The organism is Pseudomonas avellanae BPIC 631 (assembly GCF_000444135.1).
GTDB lineage: Bacteria > Pseudomonadota > Gammaproteobacteria > Pseudomonadales > Pseudomonadaceae > Aquipseudomonas > Aquipseudomonas avellanae.
Window position 1 is genome coordinate 1 of record NZ_ATDK01000335.1, and the last position, 16,465, is coordinate 16,465.

General features: G+C 59.0%; 14 protein-coding genes and 1 pseudogene. 12 read left to right on the plus strand and 3 right to left on the minus strand.

Annotated elements, in window-relative coordinates; translation table 11 throughout:
• The first annotated feature begins 162 nt into the window (after positions 1-162).
• Together DW49_RS0120400 and purT are read left to right on the plus strand one after the other, a co-directional pair.
• A complete protein-coding gene (locus DW49_RS0120400; protein ID WP_003377676.1) occupies positions 163-630 on the plus strand; it encodes a preQ0 transporter in 468 nt (155 codons plus the stop codon).
• Positions 631-734: 104 nt separating this feature from the next.
• Complete coding sequence (purT, locus tag DW49_RS0120405; protein WP_005615848.1) at positions 735-1,916, plus strand: formate-dependent phosphoribosylglycinamide formyltransferase; 1,182 nt, start codon at positions 735-737, stop codon at positions 1,914-1,916.
• Between the two features lie 105 nt (positions 1,917-2,021).
• Here the strand turns inward: purT and DW49_RS0120415 are convergent, their stop codons facing one another.
• From DW49_RS0120415 to DW49_RS0120425, 3 genes are all read right to left on the minus strand, one after another.
• Positions 2,022-3,332 (minus strand): MFS transporter, encoded by a 1,311-nt coding sequence (locus DW49_RS0120415; protein WP_005615849.1) that lies wholly within the window; start codon positions 3,330-3,332, stop codon positions 2,022-2,024.
• Positions 3,333-3,462: 130 nt separating this feature from the next.
• On the minus strand, positions 3,463-4,710 hold the full coding sequence (locus DW49_RS0120420) for a transporter associated domain-containing protein (RefSeq protein ID WP_005615850.1): 1,248 nt from the start codon (positions 4,708-4,710) through the stop codon (positions 3,463-3,465).
• A 12-nt stretch (positions 4,711-4,722) separates the two neighbouring features.
• Complete coding sequence (locus tag DW49_RS0120425; RefSeq protein ID WP_005615851.1) at positions 4,723-5,535, minus strand: cytochrome C assembly family protein; 813 nt, start codon at positions 5,533-5,535, stop codon at positions 4,723-4,725.
• 214 nt (positions 5,536-5,749) lie between these two features.
• Here DW49_RS0120425 and ffh point away from each other — a divergent pair, with 214 nt between their 5' ends.
• From ffh to DW49_RS0120475, 10 genes and pseudogenes are all read left to right on the plus strand, one after another.
• Positions 5,750-7,126 carry a signal recognition particle protein gene (gene ffh, locus DW49_RS0120430; RefSeq protein WP_005615852.1) on the plus strand — a complete coding sequence of 459 codons (1,377 nt, stop codon included), beginning with the start codon at positions 5,750-5,752 and terminating at the stop codon, positions 7,124-7,126.
• Between the two features lie 247 nt (positions 7,127-7,373).
• Positions 7,374-7,631: a 30S ribosomal protein S16 gene (gene rpsP / locus DW49_RS0120435; RefSeq protein WP_003377687.1), complete on the plus strand. Its 258-nt coding sequence runs from the start codon at positions 7,374-7,376 to the stop codon at positions 7,629-7,631.
• 5 nt (positions 7,632-7,636) lie between these two features.
• Entirely contained in the window at positions 7,637-8,176 is a 540-nt protein-coding gene (gene rimM, locus DW49_RS0120440; protein WP_005615856.1) for a ribosome maturation factor RimM, read from the plus strand.
• A 5-nt stretch (positions 8,177-8,181) separates the two neighbouring features.
• Positions 8,182-8,934 carry a tRNA (guanosine(37)-N1)-methyltransferase TrmD gene (trmD, locus tag DW49_RS0120445; RefSeq protein ID WP_003377689.1) on the plus strand — a complete coding sequence of 251 codons (753 nt, stop codon included), beginning with the start codon at positions 8,182-8,184 and terminating at the stop codon, positions 8,932-8,934.
• 44 nt (positions 8,935-8,978) lie between these two features.
• Positions 8,979-9,329 (plus strand): 50S ribosomal protein L19, encoded by a 351-nt coding sequence (gene rplS / locus DW49_RS0120450; RefSeq protein ID WP_002552524.1) that lies wholly within the window; start codon positions 8,979-8,981, stop codon positions 9,327-9,329.
• A gap of 103 nt (positions 9,330-9,432) precedes the next feature.
• Positions 9,433-10,329 (plus strand): site-specific tyrosine recombinase XerD, encoded by an 897-nt coding sequence (gene xerD, locus DW49_RS0120455; RefSeq protein ID WP_005736265.1) that lies wholly within the window; start codon positions 9,433-9,435, stop codon positions 10,327-10,329.
• Between the two features lie 144 nt (positions 10,330-10,473).
• Complete coding sequence (gene dsbC, locus DW49_RS0120460) at positions 10,474-11,214, plus strand: bifunctional protein-disulfide isomerase/oxidoreductase DsbC (RefSeq protein WP_003377692.1); 741 nt, start codon at positions 10,474-10,476, stop codon at positions 11,212-11,214.
• A 146-nt stretch (positions 11,215-11,360) separates the two neighbouring features.
• Positions 11,361-12,665: a homoserine dehydrogenase gene (locus DW49_RS0120465; RefSeq protein WP_005615866.1), complete on the plus strand. Its 1,305-nt coding sequence runs from the start codon at positions 11,361-11,363 to the stop codon at positions 12,663-12,665.
• A 104-nt stretch (positions 12,666-12,769) separates the two neighbouring features.
• Complete coding sequence (gene thrC / locus DW49_RS0120470) at positions 12,770-14,179, plus strand: threonine synthase (protein ID WP_005615868.1); 1,410 nt, start codon at positions 12,770-12,772, stop codon at positions 14,177-14,179.
• Between the two features lie 174 nt (positions 14,180-14,353).
• Positions 14,354-16,363: pseudogene (locus DW49_RS0120475) on the plus strand (transporter substrate-binding domain-containing protein); the annotation flags it as partial.
• Positions 16,364-16,465: the final 102 nt, after the last annotated feature.

A 16,465-nucleotide genomic window follows, 5' to 3' on the forward strand; every position in this document is an offset into this window, starting at 1 on the left:
TTATCGTTCCCTACGCTCCGCGTGGGAATGCAGGTCGCGACGCTCTGCGTCGCCAAGAGGACGCGGAGCGTCCCGAACGGCATGTCGACGCGGAGCGTCGCACGATAGTTGAGGCTCGTTGAGCTATCATTGCCATCCGTTTCTCCAGGCGTGTAACCCGTCATGCTTTTCCTGATTGCCTACATCAGCAGTGTCGTGCTGATCAACTTCGCCTTTTCCAGTGCGCCGCATCTGGACGTCATCTGGTCTGCCTGGGGCGGGTTGGTGTTTGTGTTGCGCGACATGGTGCAGATTCGCTTCGGTCATGGCGCGATACTCGCCATGCTGGCGGCGCTGGTGCTGTCTTACGTCACCAGCGATCCCACGATTGCCTTGGCCAGTGCCACGGCGTTTGCCGTATCCGAGTGCATCGACTGGCTGGTCTTCAGTATCACCAAGCGTCCGCTGCGTGATCGGCTATGGATCAGTTCGGCGCTGAGCATTCCGCTGGATACCTTTATTTTCTTCGGCATGATCGACGCCCTGACAGCGCCTGTCGTCGTGACCGCGCTGGCCTCGAAGTTCGCCGGTGTGAGCATTGTGTGGATGATTATGGCCTGGCGTGCGCGCAACAACGCTTGTCCGGGTTAGGCCCCCCGTTTGGCGGGGCTTCGTGGTAAATTGCGCGCCTTTCTTCACAGCGGTTGCCCGCACAAAGCAGGCAGCTCTCGATATCTGTTTCACGAGGACTTGAGATGACCCGAATCGGAACTCCACTGTCGCCTACCGCGACTCGCGTACTGTTCTGCGGCAGCGGCGAACTGGGCAAGGAAGTCGTGATCGAATTGCAGCGCCTGGGCGTTGAAGTGATCGCTGTTGACCGTTACGAGAACGCGCCGGCGATGCAGGTCGCTCATCGCAGCCATGTGATCAACATGCTTGACGGTGCTGCCTTGCGCGCTGTCATCGAGCTTGAAAAACCGCACTTTATCGTCCCTGAAATCGAAGCCATCGCCACCGCTACGCTGGTGGAGCTTGAGGCCGAAGGCTTCACGGTGATTCCGACCGCGCGTGCTGCGCAGTTGACCATGAACCGTGAAGGCATTCGCCGTCTGGCTGCTGAAGAGCTGAAGTTGCCGACCTCGCCGTACCACTTTGCCGACACCTTCGAGGCGTACAGCAAGGCCGTCGAAGACCTCGGCTTCCCGTGCGTGGTCAAGCCGGTCATGAGTTCTTCGGGCAAAGGGCAGAGCCTGCTCAAGAGTGCTGATGACGTACAGAAAGCCTGGGATTACGCGCAGGAAGGCGGTCGTGCCGGCAAGGGCCGCGTGATCATTGAAGGCTTTATCGACTTCGATTACGAAATCACCCTGCTGACCGTGCGCCACATTGGCGGCACCACCTTCTGCGCGCCGGTTGGCCATCGTCAGGAGAAGGGCGACTATCAGGAATCCTGGCAGCCACAGGCCATGAGCCCGGCCGCACTGGCCGAGTCCGAGCGCGTCGCCAAGGCGGTAACCGAGGCGTTGGGCGGTCGTGGCATGTTCGGTGTCGAGCTGTTCATCAAAGGCGATCAGGTGTGGTTCAGCGAAGTCTCGCCGCGCCCGCATGACACTGGCCTGGTGACCCTGATTTCTCAGGACCTGTCGCAGTTTGCCCTGCACGCTCGCGCGATTCTGGGCCTGCCGATCCCGTTGATCCGCCAGTTCGGGCCGTCGGCTTCTGCGGTGATTCTGGTCGAGGGCCAGTCCACGCAGACCGCCTTTGCTAACCTCGGCGCGGCACTGGCCGAGCCCGACACCGCCTTGCGCCTGTTCGGCAAGCCGGAAGTCAACGGTCAGCGCCGCATGGGCGTTGCCCTGGCACGCGACGAGTCCATCGAAGCTGCACGGGCCAAAGCGACCCGGGCATCGAGTGCGGTAGTCGTCGAGTTGTAGGTTGGTAGCTGCAAGCCTCAAGCTACAAGAAAGAGCACCACGCTTCTTCTTGCAGCTTGCAGCTTGCAGCTTGCAGCTTGCAGCTTGCAGCTTGCAGCTTGCAGCTCAAAGCTCTCTATCTCTCGTCTCCTTCAAGCTCAGCACCGCCAGCACGCTGATCAGCGCCGCTGCAGACACATACCCGCCAACCCAGCTCAAGCCCCCCATCGCCACCAGTTTCTGGGCGAAGAAGGGCGCGACCGATGCGCCCACGATTCCGCCCAGGTTGTAGGCCGCCGATGCGCCGGTGTAGCGCACTTGCGTCGGAAACAGCTCCGGTAGCAGGGCGCCCATCGGAGCAAAAGTCACACCCATCAAGAACAGCTCGATGCACAGGAACAACGCTACAGCCCAGGTACTGCCATGTGTCAGCAACGGTTCCATGGTGAAACCCGAGAGGATCGCCAGCACGCCGCCGACAATCAGCACCGGCTTGCGCCCAAAGCGGTCACTCGCCAGCGCCGCCAACGGCGTGGCTGCCACCATGAACAGCACCGCGAAGCACAGCAGCCCGAGGAATGTCTCGCGGGTATAACCCAGCGTCGACACGCCGTAGCTCAGCGAAAACACGGTCGAGATATAAAACAGCGCATAACAGACCACCATTGATGCTGCACCAAGCAGCATGGGTTTCCAGTGCTGGCTGACTGTTTCAACGATCGGCAGGCTGACGCGCTGGTGACTCGCCATCGCTTTGGCGAACACGGGTGTTTCTTCCAGTTTCAGGCGCACATAAAGCCCGACCATGACCAGCACGGCGCTGAGCAGAAACGGGATTCGCCAGCCCCACGAACGGAACTGTTCGTCGTCCAGGGTCATTGCCAGCGCCAGAAACAGGCCATTGGCCGCCAGAAAACCGATCGACGGCCCCAGTTGCGGAAACATGCCAAACCAGGCGCGTTTGCCTTCGGGGGCATTTTCAGTCGCCAGCAAGGCCGCGCCGCCCCATTCTCCGCCCAGGCCAAGCCCTTGGCCGAAGCGCAGCACGCACAACAGAACCGGCGCCCAGGCCCCGATGGTGGCGTAGCCAGGCAATACGCCGATCAGCGTGGTGCAGACCCCCATCAGCAGCAGCGACGCAACCAGCGTTGACTTGCGGCCGATCCGGTCGCCGAAGTGACCGAACAGCGCCGACCCCAGTGGGCGTGCGAGAAAGGCGATGCCAAAGGTCAGAAATGACGACAGCATTTGTGACGTGCCTGACGTCTGCGGGAAAAACACCGGACCGATCACCAGTGCAGCGGCGGTGGCGTAGACGTAGAAATCATAGAACTCGATGGCGGTGCCGATGAAGCTGGCAGTGGCGACGCGGGTCGCCGAGTTCACCGGCGGTGCGGGTGCGTCGTTATCTTCGCGAGAGAGCGGGGTGCTGGTCATGCGGATTCCCTGACAGTCATCTCGCCGGTCGGCCGGTGCCGTTCCCCGGCAAGTGTTCATTATTGTGATTGTGGGTGCAGCACCAGGCAGAGTAACCCGAATGGGCCGGGAGGTAATCGGCGGCAGGAATCTATTTGAAGGTGCGCACGAGCGTGTTCTGCCACATGGCCACACGCTTGACGCGATTGTCTTCGGTTTCGAGAATTTCCAGCCGGTAAGGCCCGATTTTCAGGCAGACCGGCGCTTGCGGGATGGTTTCCAGTGCTTCGGTCACCAGCCCGTTAAGGGTTTTCGGGCCATCGCACGGCAGGTGCCAGCCAAGGCTTTTATTCAGTTCGCGAATGGACGCGGCACCTTCCACTTCAAGGCGTCCGTCTTCCTGAGGCTTGACGTGCGGGTTGTCGAGCTTCTGCTCGCTTTCGAATTCGCCGACGATTTCTTCGAGGATGTCTTCAAGGGTCACAATGCCCAGCACTTCACCGTATTCATCGACCACGACGCCCAAGCGGCGCTGCTGTTTATGAAAATTCAGCAGTTGCAACTGCAGCGGGGTGCTTTCCGGGACGAAATACGGCTCGTAGCAGGCGGCCAGCAACTGCTCTTTGGTCAAGGTGCCCTTGGGCAGCAGGTGGCTGATGTCTCGGGTATTGATGACGCCCTGCACCTGATTGATGTCGTTGTGGTAAACCGGCAGCCGAGTGTGGCGAGAGATGATCAGGCGTTCGATGATCAGCTCGATCGAATCGTCGAGGTTGACGCCGTCCACCTCATTGCGGGGGATCAGAATGTCATTGACGGTGATGCTGTCCAACGCGCGGATGCCCGACAGCACGTTGATGCGCGGGTGATGCTCCTGAACGATGCTGCGCGGCTGGGCTGTGTGCGAATCATCATCGAAGGCCTGCTCCTGCGGCTGAACGTGGCGCGACAGGAACGGGCGCAGCAGCGCTTTGGCGAGCGCGTTGAAGACGTACGCCAGCGGCCAGACGAGCTTCATCGGAATGCGCAGTACGCCATTGCCCAGCATCAGCGTCGAGACCGGGTGGCGGTTAGCCAGGCGTCTAGGTATGTATTCGGCGAACACCAGTATGACGCCAACCGTGCCAAGCCATGCCACGGTCGCGCCGTTGTACAGCCAGTAACTGACGGCAATGAGCGTGGCAATGACAGTAATCAGCACTTTGATCAGCGTATTGACCAGGATCAGGCTGTTCAAATTGAACGCAAGTTCCGGAAGGGTCGCCGCCTTTTCCGGGCGGCTGGCGGCACGCAGTGCCTTGAGCTGATGGTGCGCAGCTTCCACTGCTGTCAGCAGGCCGGCCCAGAGCGTCAGAAGGGCGAGAACGCCGAGCAGTGGGCCAAGGGGCAGATTATCCATGATCAGAGCCCGTCAGATGTGCAGAATGAATTCGCGTACCAGCTTGCTGCCGAAATAGGCGAGCATCAGCAGGCAGAAGCCGCCCAGGGTCCAGCGAATGGCCTTGTGCCCGCGCCATCCGAGGCTATTGCGCCCCCATAACAACACGCTGAACACCACCCACGCCAGAAACGCCAGCAGGGTTTTGTGCACCAGATGCTGGGCAAACAGGTTTTCGACGAACAGCCAGCCAGAAAGCAGCGACAGCGAGAGCAGCGTCCAGCCGGCCCACAGAAAGCCGAACAGCAGGCTTTCCATGGTTTGCAGCGGCGGGAAATTCTTGATCAGCCCGGAAGGGTGCTTGTGCTTGAGCCGGTAGTCCTGCAACAGCAGCAACAGGGCTTGAAACACCGCAATGGTGAACATGCCGTAGGCCAGCAGCGACAGCAGAATATGGCTGAGGATGCCGGGCTCTTCCATGATTGGCTGTACCGTGCCGCTGGGCGCGAACTGCGCGAGCAGCACGGTGATCATCCCGAGAGGGAAGAGCAGCACCAGCAGGTTTTCCACCGGAATGCGCGACGTGGCGATCAATGTCACGACAATCACCGACGCGGCGATCAGGCTGGCTGAATTGAAGAAGTCCAGCCCAAGGCCGACAGAATGCGTCAACTGGGAATAAAGGCCGATGGCGTGAGCAATCACTGCAAGCGCGCCGAGCAGGCACAGCAGCCGTTTGTCGGGCCGGGCGGTCTGGCTCAGACGCACGCCTTGATAGGCGGTCGCAGCGGCATAAAGAGCGGCGGCGGCGAGGCTGGGAAGCAGGCTGGGTGGCAAAGGGGACATAGATCCTGATGGACGGGCATGAAAAGACGCTGAGTTTGGCATACAACCGGCAAATCACGAAAGACCACAGAAGCAGTCTGCATGGTGTCCGTGCGGCGGAGTCTTCGCTATAATCCGCGACCTGCTCAAGCCGCAGGCTCGCCGAGCGCCATTTTCTGCATAACGGGCCGGGCCGCACCAACCGGGGTTCGATGAGAGCCTGAAAGGATCGCGCATGTTTGAAAATCTGACCGACCGCCTCTCGCAGACGCTGCGCCACGTTACTGGCAAGGCCAAGCTGAACGAGGACAACATCAAAGATACCTTGCGCGAAGTGCGTATGGCGCTGCTCGAAGCTGACGTCGCCTTGCCGGTGGTCAAAGACTTCGTCAACAGCGTCAAGGAACGTGCTGTCGGCACCGAGGTGTCGCGCAGCCTGACGCCGGGCCAGGCGTTTGTGAAGATCGTCCAGGCCGAACTCGAAAGCCTGATGGGCGCCGCCAACGAAGACCTGGTGCTCAATGTCACGCCGCCTGCGGTCATCCTCATGGCCGGTTTGCAGGGTGCGGGCAAGACCACCACCGCTGGCAAGCTGGCGCGCTTCCTTAAAGAGCGCAAAAAGAAAACCGTGATGGTGGTGTCGGTCGACGTATACCGTCCCGCCGCCATCAAGCAGCTTGAAACCCTGGCCGCCGACATCGGCGTGACGTTCTTCGCGTCCGATATCAGCCAGAAGCCGGTGGACATCGCCCTGGCTGCCATTAAGGAAGCCAGGCTGAAGTTCATCGACGTGGTCATCGTCGATACCGCCGGTCGTCTGCACATCGATGTCGAGATGATGGGCGAGATCCAGGCGCTGCATGCTGCGACCAAGCCAGCCGAAACGCTGTTCGTGGTCGATGCCATGACCGGCCAGGATGCGGCCAACACCGCCAAGGCATTCGGCGATGCGCTGCCGCTGACCGGTGTCATCCTGACCAAGGTCGACGGCGATGCTCGTGGTGGTGCTGCGCTGTCGGTGCGTGCAATCACCGGCAAGCCGATCAAGTTCATCGGCATGGGCGAGAAGAGCGAGGCGCTGGAGCCGTTCCACCCGGACCGTATCGCTTCGCGAATCCTCGGCATGGGCGACGTGCTCAGCCTGATCGAGCAGGCCGAACAGACCCTCGACAAGGACAAAGCCGACAAGCTGGCGAAAAAACTCAAGAAGGGCAAAGGCTTCGATCTCGAAGACTTCCGCGACCAGTTGCAGCAGATGAAAAACATGGGCGGCCTCGGTGGTCTCATGGATAAACTGCCAAGCATCGGCGGCGTCAACCTGTCGCAGATGGGCAATGCCCAGGGCGCGGCCGAGAAGCAGTTCAAGCAGATGGAAGCCATCATCAACTCGATGACGCCAGCCGAGCGCCGCGACCCGGACCTGATCAGCGGCTCGCGCAAGCGCCGTATCTCTCAGGGGTCGGGCACTCAGGTTCAGGATATCGGGCGTCTGATCAAGCAGCACAAACAGATGCAGAAGATGATGAAGAAGTTCTCCGCCAAGGGCGGAATGGCGAAAATGATGCGCGGCATGGGTGGAATGCTCCCCGGCGGCGGCATGCCGAAAATGTAATTGCGTGGCGTGCAAGACACTTTGCACGCTGCCTATACGGGGGGTGACCCCCGGCCAGCCCGCGCTATGCGGGCTTTTACCTGCTGTCATACCGACAGCTTCTTGGCAAATCTGGAAGGCATGCCGATAGGCGCCGGAAAAAGACATTTGCAAAAGTCCGGATATTCCTTAGAATATGCGGCCTTTCGGGCACCTATGCCCGCTGTGCATCTTAGATTTGCAGCACCGACTACAGGAATGATGTTCAATGCTTACCATCCGTCTTGCCCTTGGCGGCTCCAAAAAGCGCCCGTTCTACCACTTGACCGTAACCGACAGCCGCAACGCTCGTGACGGTTCCCACAAGGAACAAATTGGTTTCTTCAACCCGGTTGCCCGTGGTCAGGAAATCCGTTTGTCCGTTAACGAAGAACGCGTCAACTACTGGTTGAGCGTGGGTGCACAAACTTCCGAGCGCGTTGCCCAGCTGCTCAAAGAGCACAACAAGACCAAGGCTGCGGCCTGAGTCTTATGAGCGCGACGCCTGCATCTGCCGACGATCTGATCGTTATTGGCAAGATTTACTCGGTTCATGGCGTTCGCGGCGAAGTGAAGGTCTATTCCTTTACTGATCCGATTGGAAACCTGTTGGACTACAAAACCTGGACGCTTCGGCGCGAAGGCAGCGTTGAGAAACAGGTGGAGCTGGTCAGCGGACGCTTGCAAAGCAAGTTTCTGGTCGTAAAGCTCAAGGATCTCGATGATCGTGAAGAAGCCCGTCTTCTCTCCGGTTACGAAATCTGCGTGCCGCGCAACCTGTTCCCTGATCTGGACGACGGCGAGTACTACTGGTACCAGCTTGAAGGCCTCAAGGTCATCGACCAACTCGGGCAATTGCTCGGAAAAATCGATCACCTGCTCGAAACCGGTTCGAACGATGTAATGGTTGTAAAGCCCTGCGCGGGCAGCCTTGATGATCGTGAACGCCTGTTGCCCTATACAGAGCAATGCGTGTTGGCAATCGACATGGCCGCTGGCGAGATGAAGGTGGAATGGGACGCGGACTTCTGAATGCCATGGCAGGTTTGCGCATAGAAGTCATCAGTCTGTTTCCCGAGATGTTTTCCGCCATCAGCGAATACGGCATTACCAGCCGTGCGGTGAAACAAGGGCTGTTGCAGCTGACTTGTTGGAATCCGCGGGATTACACCACTGATCGCCATCACACTGTGGATGATCGCCCATTTGGCGGTGGTCCGGGCATGGTGATGAAGATCAAGCCCCTTGAAGATGCTCTGGTTCAGGCCAGGCAAGCTGCAGGGGATGCGGCGAAGGTTATTTACCTGTCGCCACAAGGCCGCCAGCTGAATCAGTCTGCGGTACGCGAACTGGCGCAGGAGGAAGCGATTATCCTCATCGCCGGTCGTTATGAAGGCATTGACGAGCGTTTTATTGAAGCTCATGTCGATGAAGAGTGGTCGATTGGTGACTATGTTCTTTCCGGTGGCGAGCTGCCGGCGATGGTCCTGATTGACGCGGTTACGCGGCTGCTGCCTGGAGCTTTAGGGCATGTGGACTCCGCGGAGGAAGATTCCTTCACGGACGGTCTGCTGGATTGCCCGCACTACACCCGACCTGAGGTGTATGCGGATCAGCGTGTTCCCGACGTGTTGCTAAGTGGCAATCACGCGCACATCCGGCGTTGGCGTTTACAGCAGTCCCTTGGGCGGACCTATGAACGACGCGCTGATCTTCTGGAAAGCCGCTCGCTTTCTGGAGAAGAGAAGAAGCTGCTGGCGGAATACATCCGCGAGCGGGACGATAGTTAACGTATCGATGGTCGATCCATACGGATTACCTTAGGAGCACCAGCATGACTAACAAAATCATTCTTGCCCTCGAAGCAGAGCAGATGACCAAAGAGATCCCTACCTTTGCACCGGGCGACACCATTGTCGTTCAGGTTAAAGTGAAGGAAGGCGACCGCGCTCGTCTGCAAGCATTCGAAGGCGTTGTCATTGCCAAGCGTAACCGTGGCGTGAACAGTGCTTTCACTGTTCGTAAAATCTCCAACGGTGTTGGCGTTGAGCGTACTTTCCAGACTTACAGCCCGCAAATCGACAGCATGGCTGTGAAACGTCGCGGTGACGTTCGCAAGGCCAAACTGTACTACCTGCGTGACCTGTCCGGTAAAGCAGCGCGCATCAAGGAAAAACTGTCCTGATACAGTTTTTCGATGCATAAAAAAGGCAGCCTCAGGGCTGCCTTTTTGCTGCCTGCTGTTTAATGACTCGCTCCTGTCGTATATCCACACGTAATGAGTAAAAATGGCTGCCATCGACCATCCGCTGATTGACCGGTTTCTCGACGCGCTCTGGCTCGAAAAGGGCTTGTCCGATAACACCCGCGATTCATACCGCAGTGACCTTGCGCTGTTCAACGGCTGGTTGCAGGAGCGCAACGTCGATTTGCCCAGTGCCGGGCGCGAAGTGATCCTCGATCACCTTGCGTGGCGTGTGGACAATGCCTACAAGCCGCGCTCTACCGCGCGTTTTCTGTCTGGCGCGCGTGGCTTCTATCGCTACCTGCTGCGTGAAAAGCTGATTGCCGTCGATCCCACCCTGCAGATCGACATGCCTCAGTTGGGCAAGCCGTTGCCCAAGTCGCTCTCCGAAGCCGACGTCGAAGCATTGCTCGCCGCTCCTGACCTGAGTGAGCCCATCGGCGAGCGCGACCGTGCCATGCTTGAAGTGCTGTATGCCTGCGGTCTGCGCGTAACCGAACTGATCAGTCTGACACTGGAGCAAGTCAACCTGCGCCAGGGCGTGCTACGGGTGATGGGCAAAGGCAGCAAGGAACGGCTGGTGCCGATGGGCGAAGAGGCGATTGTCTGGGTCGAACGCTACATGCGTGGTGCCCGCGACGAGTTGTTGGGCGGCAAGCCCAGCGACGTCCTGTTCCCCAGCACCCGCGGCGACCAGATGACCCGGCAGACCTTCTGGCACCGTATCAAGCATCAGGCGACCGTTGCCGGCATCGGCAAATCCCTGTCACCGCACACCCTGCGCCATGCCTTCGCGACTCATTTGCTCAACCACGGCGCTGATTTACGCGTGGTGCAGATGCTGCTCGGGCATAGCGATCTTTCCACTACTCAGATCTACACCCATGTGGCGCGAGCGCGGTTGCAGGAAATGCATGCGAAGCATCATCCGCGTGGATGATTGTTGAAGTATTTTGCGAAGAGTCTTACGTCAGTCCATGTCGGCCCCGCGAGCCTTCTGTGGTAGGCTTTGCCGGTTTCGAATACCAAGGCTGGCACTCTTTTTTCGACAGTTGCCAGCCTGTCCGCCGTCATAGGAGTTTTCATGCGTTTGCATCAGATTTTCGCTGCCGCCGCTGTCATGCTGGCCAGCACATTCAGTATGTTTGCCGTTGCAGATGCTGCCCCCGATCAGGCCATTCGCAAGACGCTGGATTCGCTCCAGTTGGAGCTACCGGTCGAGAGCATTTCGCCGAGCCCGCTCAATGGCCTTTACGAGGTCAAACTCAAGGGCGGTCGCGTGCTGTACGCCAGCGCCGACGGTCAGTTCGTGGTTCAGGGCTACCTGTTTCAGGTGCAGAACGGCAAGCCGGTCAACCTGACCGAAAAGACCGAGCGTCTGGCCATTTCCAAGACCATCAATGCCATCCCGCTTTCCGACATGGTCGTCTACCCAGCGGTGGGCGAAACCAAATCTCATATCACGGTGTTCACGGACACTACCTGCCCGTACTGCCACAAGCTGCATGAAGAAGTCGCGCAGTTGAACAAAATGGGCGTTGAAGTCCGTTACATGGCATTCCCGCGTCAGGGTCTTGGCTCTCCGGGCGACGAGCAGTTGCAGGCCGTCTGGTGTTCCAAGGACCGCAAAAGCGCCATGGATCGCATGGTCGACGGCAAGGACATCAAAGCCGCCAAGTGTGACAATCCGGTCAGCAAACAGTATGAAATCGGTCAGTCGATCGGCGTCAACGGCACCCCTGCGATCGTTCTGGCCGACGGTCAGGTGATTCCGGGCTATCAGCCTGCTGCTCAGGTTGCCAAACTGGCAATGGGCGCCAAATAATCCCTTGGCACTCAAGCATGCTTCACAGAAGCGTGCGTGACACGAGGCCCGGGCCTTTAGCGCCTCTTCAAATTTGTAGCCACATGGCAACATGCGGCGGATTTCACGGCTGATCAAGGATCGGCCGTTTTTCGGGGAGTTCATCAGTGAAACCGGTCAAAGTAGGCATATGTGGGCTGGGTACTGTCGGTGGCGGTACTTTCAACGTACTTCAGCGTAACGCCGAGGAGATTGCCCGCCGCGCCGGGCGTGGAATCGAAGTGGCGCAAATTGCAGTTCGTACACCAAACCCCAACTGCCAGACTGGCAGTACGCCTACCACCAGCGATGTGTTCGCAGTTGCGACCAACCCTGAAATCGATATCGTCGTCGAACTGATCGGCGGCTACACCCTTGCCCGTGAACTGGTCCTCAAGGCCATCGAAAACGGCAAGCATGTGGTCACCGCCAACAAGGCGCTGATCGCGGTGCACGGCAACGAAATCTTCGCCAAGGCGCGTGAGAAGGGCGTGATCGTGGCGTTTGAAGCGGCTGTTGCCGGTGGTATTCCGGTCATCAAGGCCATTCGTGAAGGTCTGTCGGCGAACCGTATCAACTGGGTGGCGGGCATCATCAACGGCACGGGTAACTTCATCCTTACTGAAATGCGCGAGAAAGGCCGCACGTTCCCGGATGTGCTGGCTGAAGCCCAGGCGCTGGGTTACGCCGAAGTCGACCCGACCTTCGACGTCGAGGGGATCGATGCCGCGCACAAGCTGACCATCCTGGCCTCCATTGCCTTTGGTATTCCGCTGCAATTCGACAAGGCCTACACCGAAGGCATCACCAAGTTGACGACTGCGGACGTGAACTACGCCGAAGCGCTGGGCTACCGCATCAAGCATCTGGGTGTTGCGCGCAGCACCGCCCAGGGCATCGAATTGCGCGTACACCCGACGCTGATCCCGGCCGACCGTCTGATCGCCAACGTCAATGGCGTCATGAATGCGGTGATGGTCAACGGTGATGCCTCCGGTTCGACGCTGTTCTACGGTGCCGGTGCCGGTATGGAGCCTACCGCGTCCTCCGTCGTGGCCGATCTGGTGGACGTGGTGCGTGCCATGACCTCTGACCCGGAAAACCGCGTGCCTCATCTGGCCTTCCAGCCCGATTCGCTGTCCGCGCATCCGATCCTGCCGATCGAGGCGTGCGAAAGCGCCTACTACCTGCGCATCCAGGCCAAGGATCATCCGGGCGTGCTGGCTCAGGTGGCGAGCATCCTGTCCGAGCGCGGCATAAACATCGAATCGATCATGCAAAAGGAAGTCGAAGAACACGACGGCCTGGTGCCGATGATTCTGCTGACCCACCGTGTCGTGGAACAACGCATCAACGATGCCATCCAGGCGCTTGAAGCGTTGCAGGATGTGGTGGGCCCGGTAGTCCGTATTCGCGTCGAACATCTTAATTAAGGCAGCTGCAAGCGGTTAGCTACACGCTACAAGTCAGACGCCGATCGTTTTGGACTTGCAGCTTGCAGCTTCCAGCTTGCAGCTCAAACCGAAGGTTTGATCCCATGCGCTATATCAGTACCCGCGGGCAAGCGCCTGCATTGAATTTCGAAGACGTGCTGTTGACTGGTCTGGCCAGCGATGGCGGTCTGTATGTGCCGGAAAACCTGCCACGTTTCACACAGGAAGAGATTGCTTCCTGGGCCGGCCTGCCGTATCACGAACTGGCCTTCAAGGTGATGCGCCCGTTCGTGGCCGGGAGCATTCCGGACGCCGATTTCAAGAAGATCCTCGAAGAAACCTACGGTGTCTTCGCCCACAGCTCGGTCGCGCCGTTGCGCCAGTTGAACGGCAACGAGTGGGTGCTTGAGCTGTTCCACGGCCCGACCCTGGCGTTCAAGGACTTTGCCCTGCAATTGCTCGGTCGTTTGCTGGACTACGTGCTGGCCAAACGCGGCGAGCGGGTGGTGATCATCGGTGCCACTTCGGGCGATACCGGCTCTGCGGCCATCGAAGGCTGCCGTCGCTGCGATAACGTCGATATCTTCATCCTGCACCCGAACAACCGTGTATCGGATGTCCAGCGTCGGCAGATGACCACTATCTTTGGCGATAACATTCATAACATCGCAGTGGAAGGCAATTTCGACGACTGCCAGGAAATGGTCAAGGACAGCTTCGCCGATCAGAGCTTCCTCAAAGGCACGCGCCTGGTGGCGGTCAACTCGATCAACTGGGCGCGGATCATGGCCCAGATCGTCTACTACTTCCATGCATCGCTGCAGTTGGGCGGCCCGGCGCGTTCGGTATCGTTCTCGGTGCCGACCGGCAACTTCGGCGATATCTTCGCCGGTTACCTGGCGCGTAACATGGGGCTGCCGGTCAATCAGCTGATCGTGGCCACCAACCGCAATGACATCCTGCACCGCTTCATGAGCGGCAATCAGTACGTCAAGGAAACTCTGCACGCGACGTTGTCGCCGTCGATGGACATCATGGTCTCGTCGAATTTCGAGCGTCTGCTGTTCGACATGCACGGTCGCAACGGCTCGGCGATCGCCGATCTGATGAGCAATTTCAGGCAGGGCGGCGGTTTCAGCGTCGAAAAAGAGCGCTGGACCGAAACCCGCAAACTGTTCGACTCGCTGGCGGTCAGCGACGAAGACACCTGCAAGACCATCGCCGAGGTGTATGCCAGCACCGGCGAGTTGCTCGACCCGCACACCGCTATCGGTGTGAAAGCTGCTCGCGAATGCCGTCGCAGCCTGGACACCCCGATGGTGATTCTGGGGACGGCGCATCCGGTCAAGTTCCCTGAGGCAGTGGAGAAGGCCGGTGTAGGAAAAGCGCTGGAGCTACCTGCACATTTGTCTGATTTGTTCGAGCGTGACGAACGTTGCACCGTGTTGCCAAATGACCTGAAAGCCATACAGGCGTTTGTCAACCAGCATGGCAATCGCGGCAAACCGCTCTGACAGAAGCGTTGTGTAACAACTTTGGGCCCGCCACTTGGCGGGCCTTTCTGTTTCTACGTGGCAAACTTCGCTGGTTTTTCAAACCAGAGCGTTGAGTCATTTGTGGTGAAGCAGGCAAGCATGCAAAGCAGAGTCAGGGAGACAGGCAGCACAATGAGAGGCCGCGCATGGCGCATGGTATGGGTGTTGTTGGCGCTGCTTTTCGCCCGCTCGATCGATGCGGCGCAAAGCTTGCCGTTCACCCTGACAGCGCCTTTTGTGGTGTCGCAAGACCTTGATCTTGATGCCAGTGACCGGGCATGGCTCGACCAGCGCAAGGAGCTTCGGGTCGGTATTGCGATTGCTGACTACGAGCCCATTGATATCACCAGTGATCGCAATCGCTATCAGGGCATCAGTGCCGACTACCTTGGGCTGGTCAGTGATCAACTGAACATCCCGACGCAGGTAACGGGGTTTGCCAAGCGCGATGAGGCCATCGAAGCATTGCGCGACGGCAGAATCGACCTACTGACCAGCGCCAACGGGTTTGAGCGCGGTGTGAGAGGGCTGTCGTTTTCCAGCGAGTACATGCCCGATCGATCTGTGGTGGTCGGCCGCGGCAACGATGTGAGCCCGCCATCGAGCCTGGCCGATAAAAAGGTGGTGCTGCTGGATGGTTACGCCGATTCAAACGTTGTGCACCGGGTTTATCCGGACAGCGAGATCATTATCGCGCCTAACCTCTACAGCGCTCTGGAGGCGTTGAGTCAGGGTGAAGTCGACACCTTTATCGGTAATGAAGTCATTGTCCGGGCCTACATCGCGCTGCGCCCGTACCTCGGGTTGCAGATCAAGTTCGAAAGCCAGTTGCCCCCGGTGGGTTTTGCTTTTGCGGTGCGCGATGACGAGCAGCGCTTGCTGGCTTTGATTGATCGTGCGTTGAGCAGTATTGATGCTTCGGTCGGTCGTGAGGTGCTCAGCCGTTGGACCATCGGCCTTGGCGCAGATGTGGAAGGGCAGCGCATCCGCCTTAGCGGGGCAGAGCGGCGCTGGCTGCTCAAGCACCCGAGCGTGACGATCTCCACCACGCAACATCCACCCTACATCTACAAAGACAAAAACGGCCAATGGGTGGGGTTGAACGCGGATGTACTGGCGCGTATCTCGCGCATGACCGGTTTGCAGTTCGTGCACAAGGAAGCAGCCTCCACGCAGCGGAGCATTGAGGTGTTGCGCGCAGGTCAGGCCGACATGAACACCACGCTGGCGGAAAACGCAGAGCGCCGACGGCTCCTGGACTTTACCTATTCGTTCGGGGGCAACAGCTGGATGTTCGTGGTGCACTCCGACCGGTCTTCTCAGGTATCGCTCGATAGCCTGTCAGGCCAGGTACTTGCCCTGCCTGCCCGGCATGCGCTCGAGGACATGATCAGGCGAGAGTACCCCTTGATCAAGCTACGGCTGGTCGAGACCTACGATCAGGCCCGCGCGCTGGTTGAAAGCGGTGCGGCCGATGCGACCATTCAAAATGAGGCCGGTGCGTACCTGTTTCCGTCGGGGCAACTGAAGGTGGCCCGCAGCGTCGATGGCAAATGGTCGCCCGACAGGTTTTCGGTGATCAAGACCCAGCCCGAGCTGCTGGGCATTCTGAACAAGGCGCTTGAAGAGTTTCCGGTCGCTGAGTTGCGCTCGATTCGTCTGAAGTGGCTGGGGTCGTCGTTACCTCAGCCCTCGTTGTGGGGGCGCATACCGCCGTGGGTGTTCTGGGTCTTGGCCCTCGCGTTGTTGACCGGGCTGGTGTCGCTGGCCTGGAGCAGTCGTCTCAAGGTGCTGATTCGCCAACGCCTCAGGGCTGAACGCCAGCTCAATGATCAACTGGCTTTCAAGCGTGCCTTGCTCGACGGTATTCCCAATCCGATTTACGTGCGCGACCTCAAGGGACGCCTGATTTCCTGCAACCGCAGCTACGAGCAGAGCCTGGGCGTCAGTTTCGAGCAGATGAATGGCCGGCGCCTTCTGGATGTCGAACTGATCCCGCGGCCGCTGGCCGAACAGATGCATGCCGATTACCTCACGCTGCTGGAAAACCATCAGCCGGTTTTTTCCGACCGCACAATCGAACTGTCCGGCAAGCGCATGGACGTCTGGCAATGGACGGTGCCTTTCTTTGCCGCGGATGGGCAGTTGCAGGGTTTGCTAGGGTCTGTTCCCGTTTCCACGTAACCCATTGATCCCTATGAGAACAGGCCCGTATTGTTGGAGTTCTCACACAACACCAATACGAGCCTGCAATGCCCCGATTAA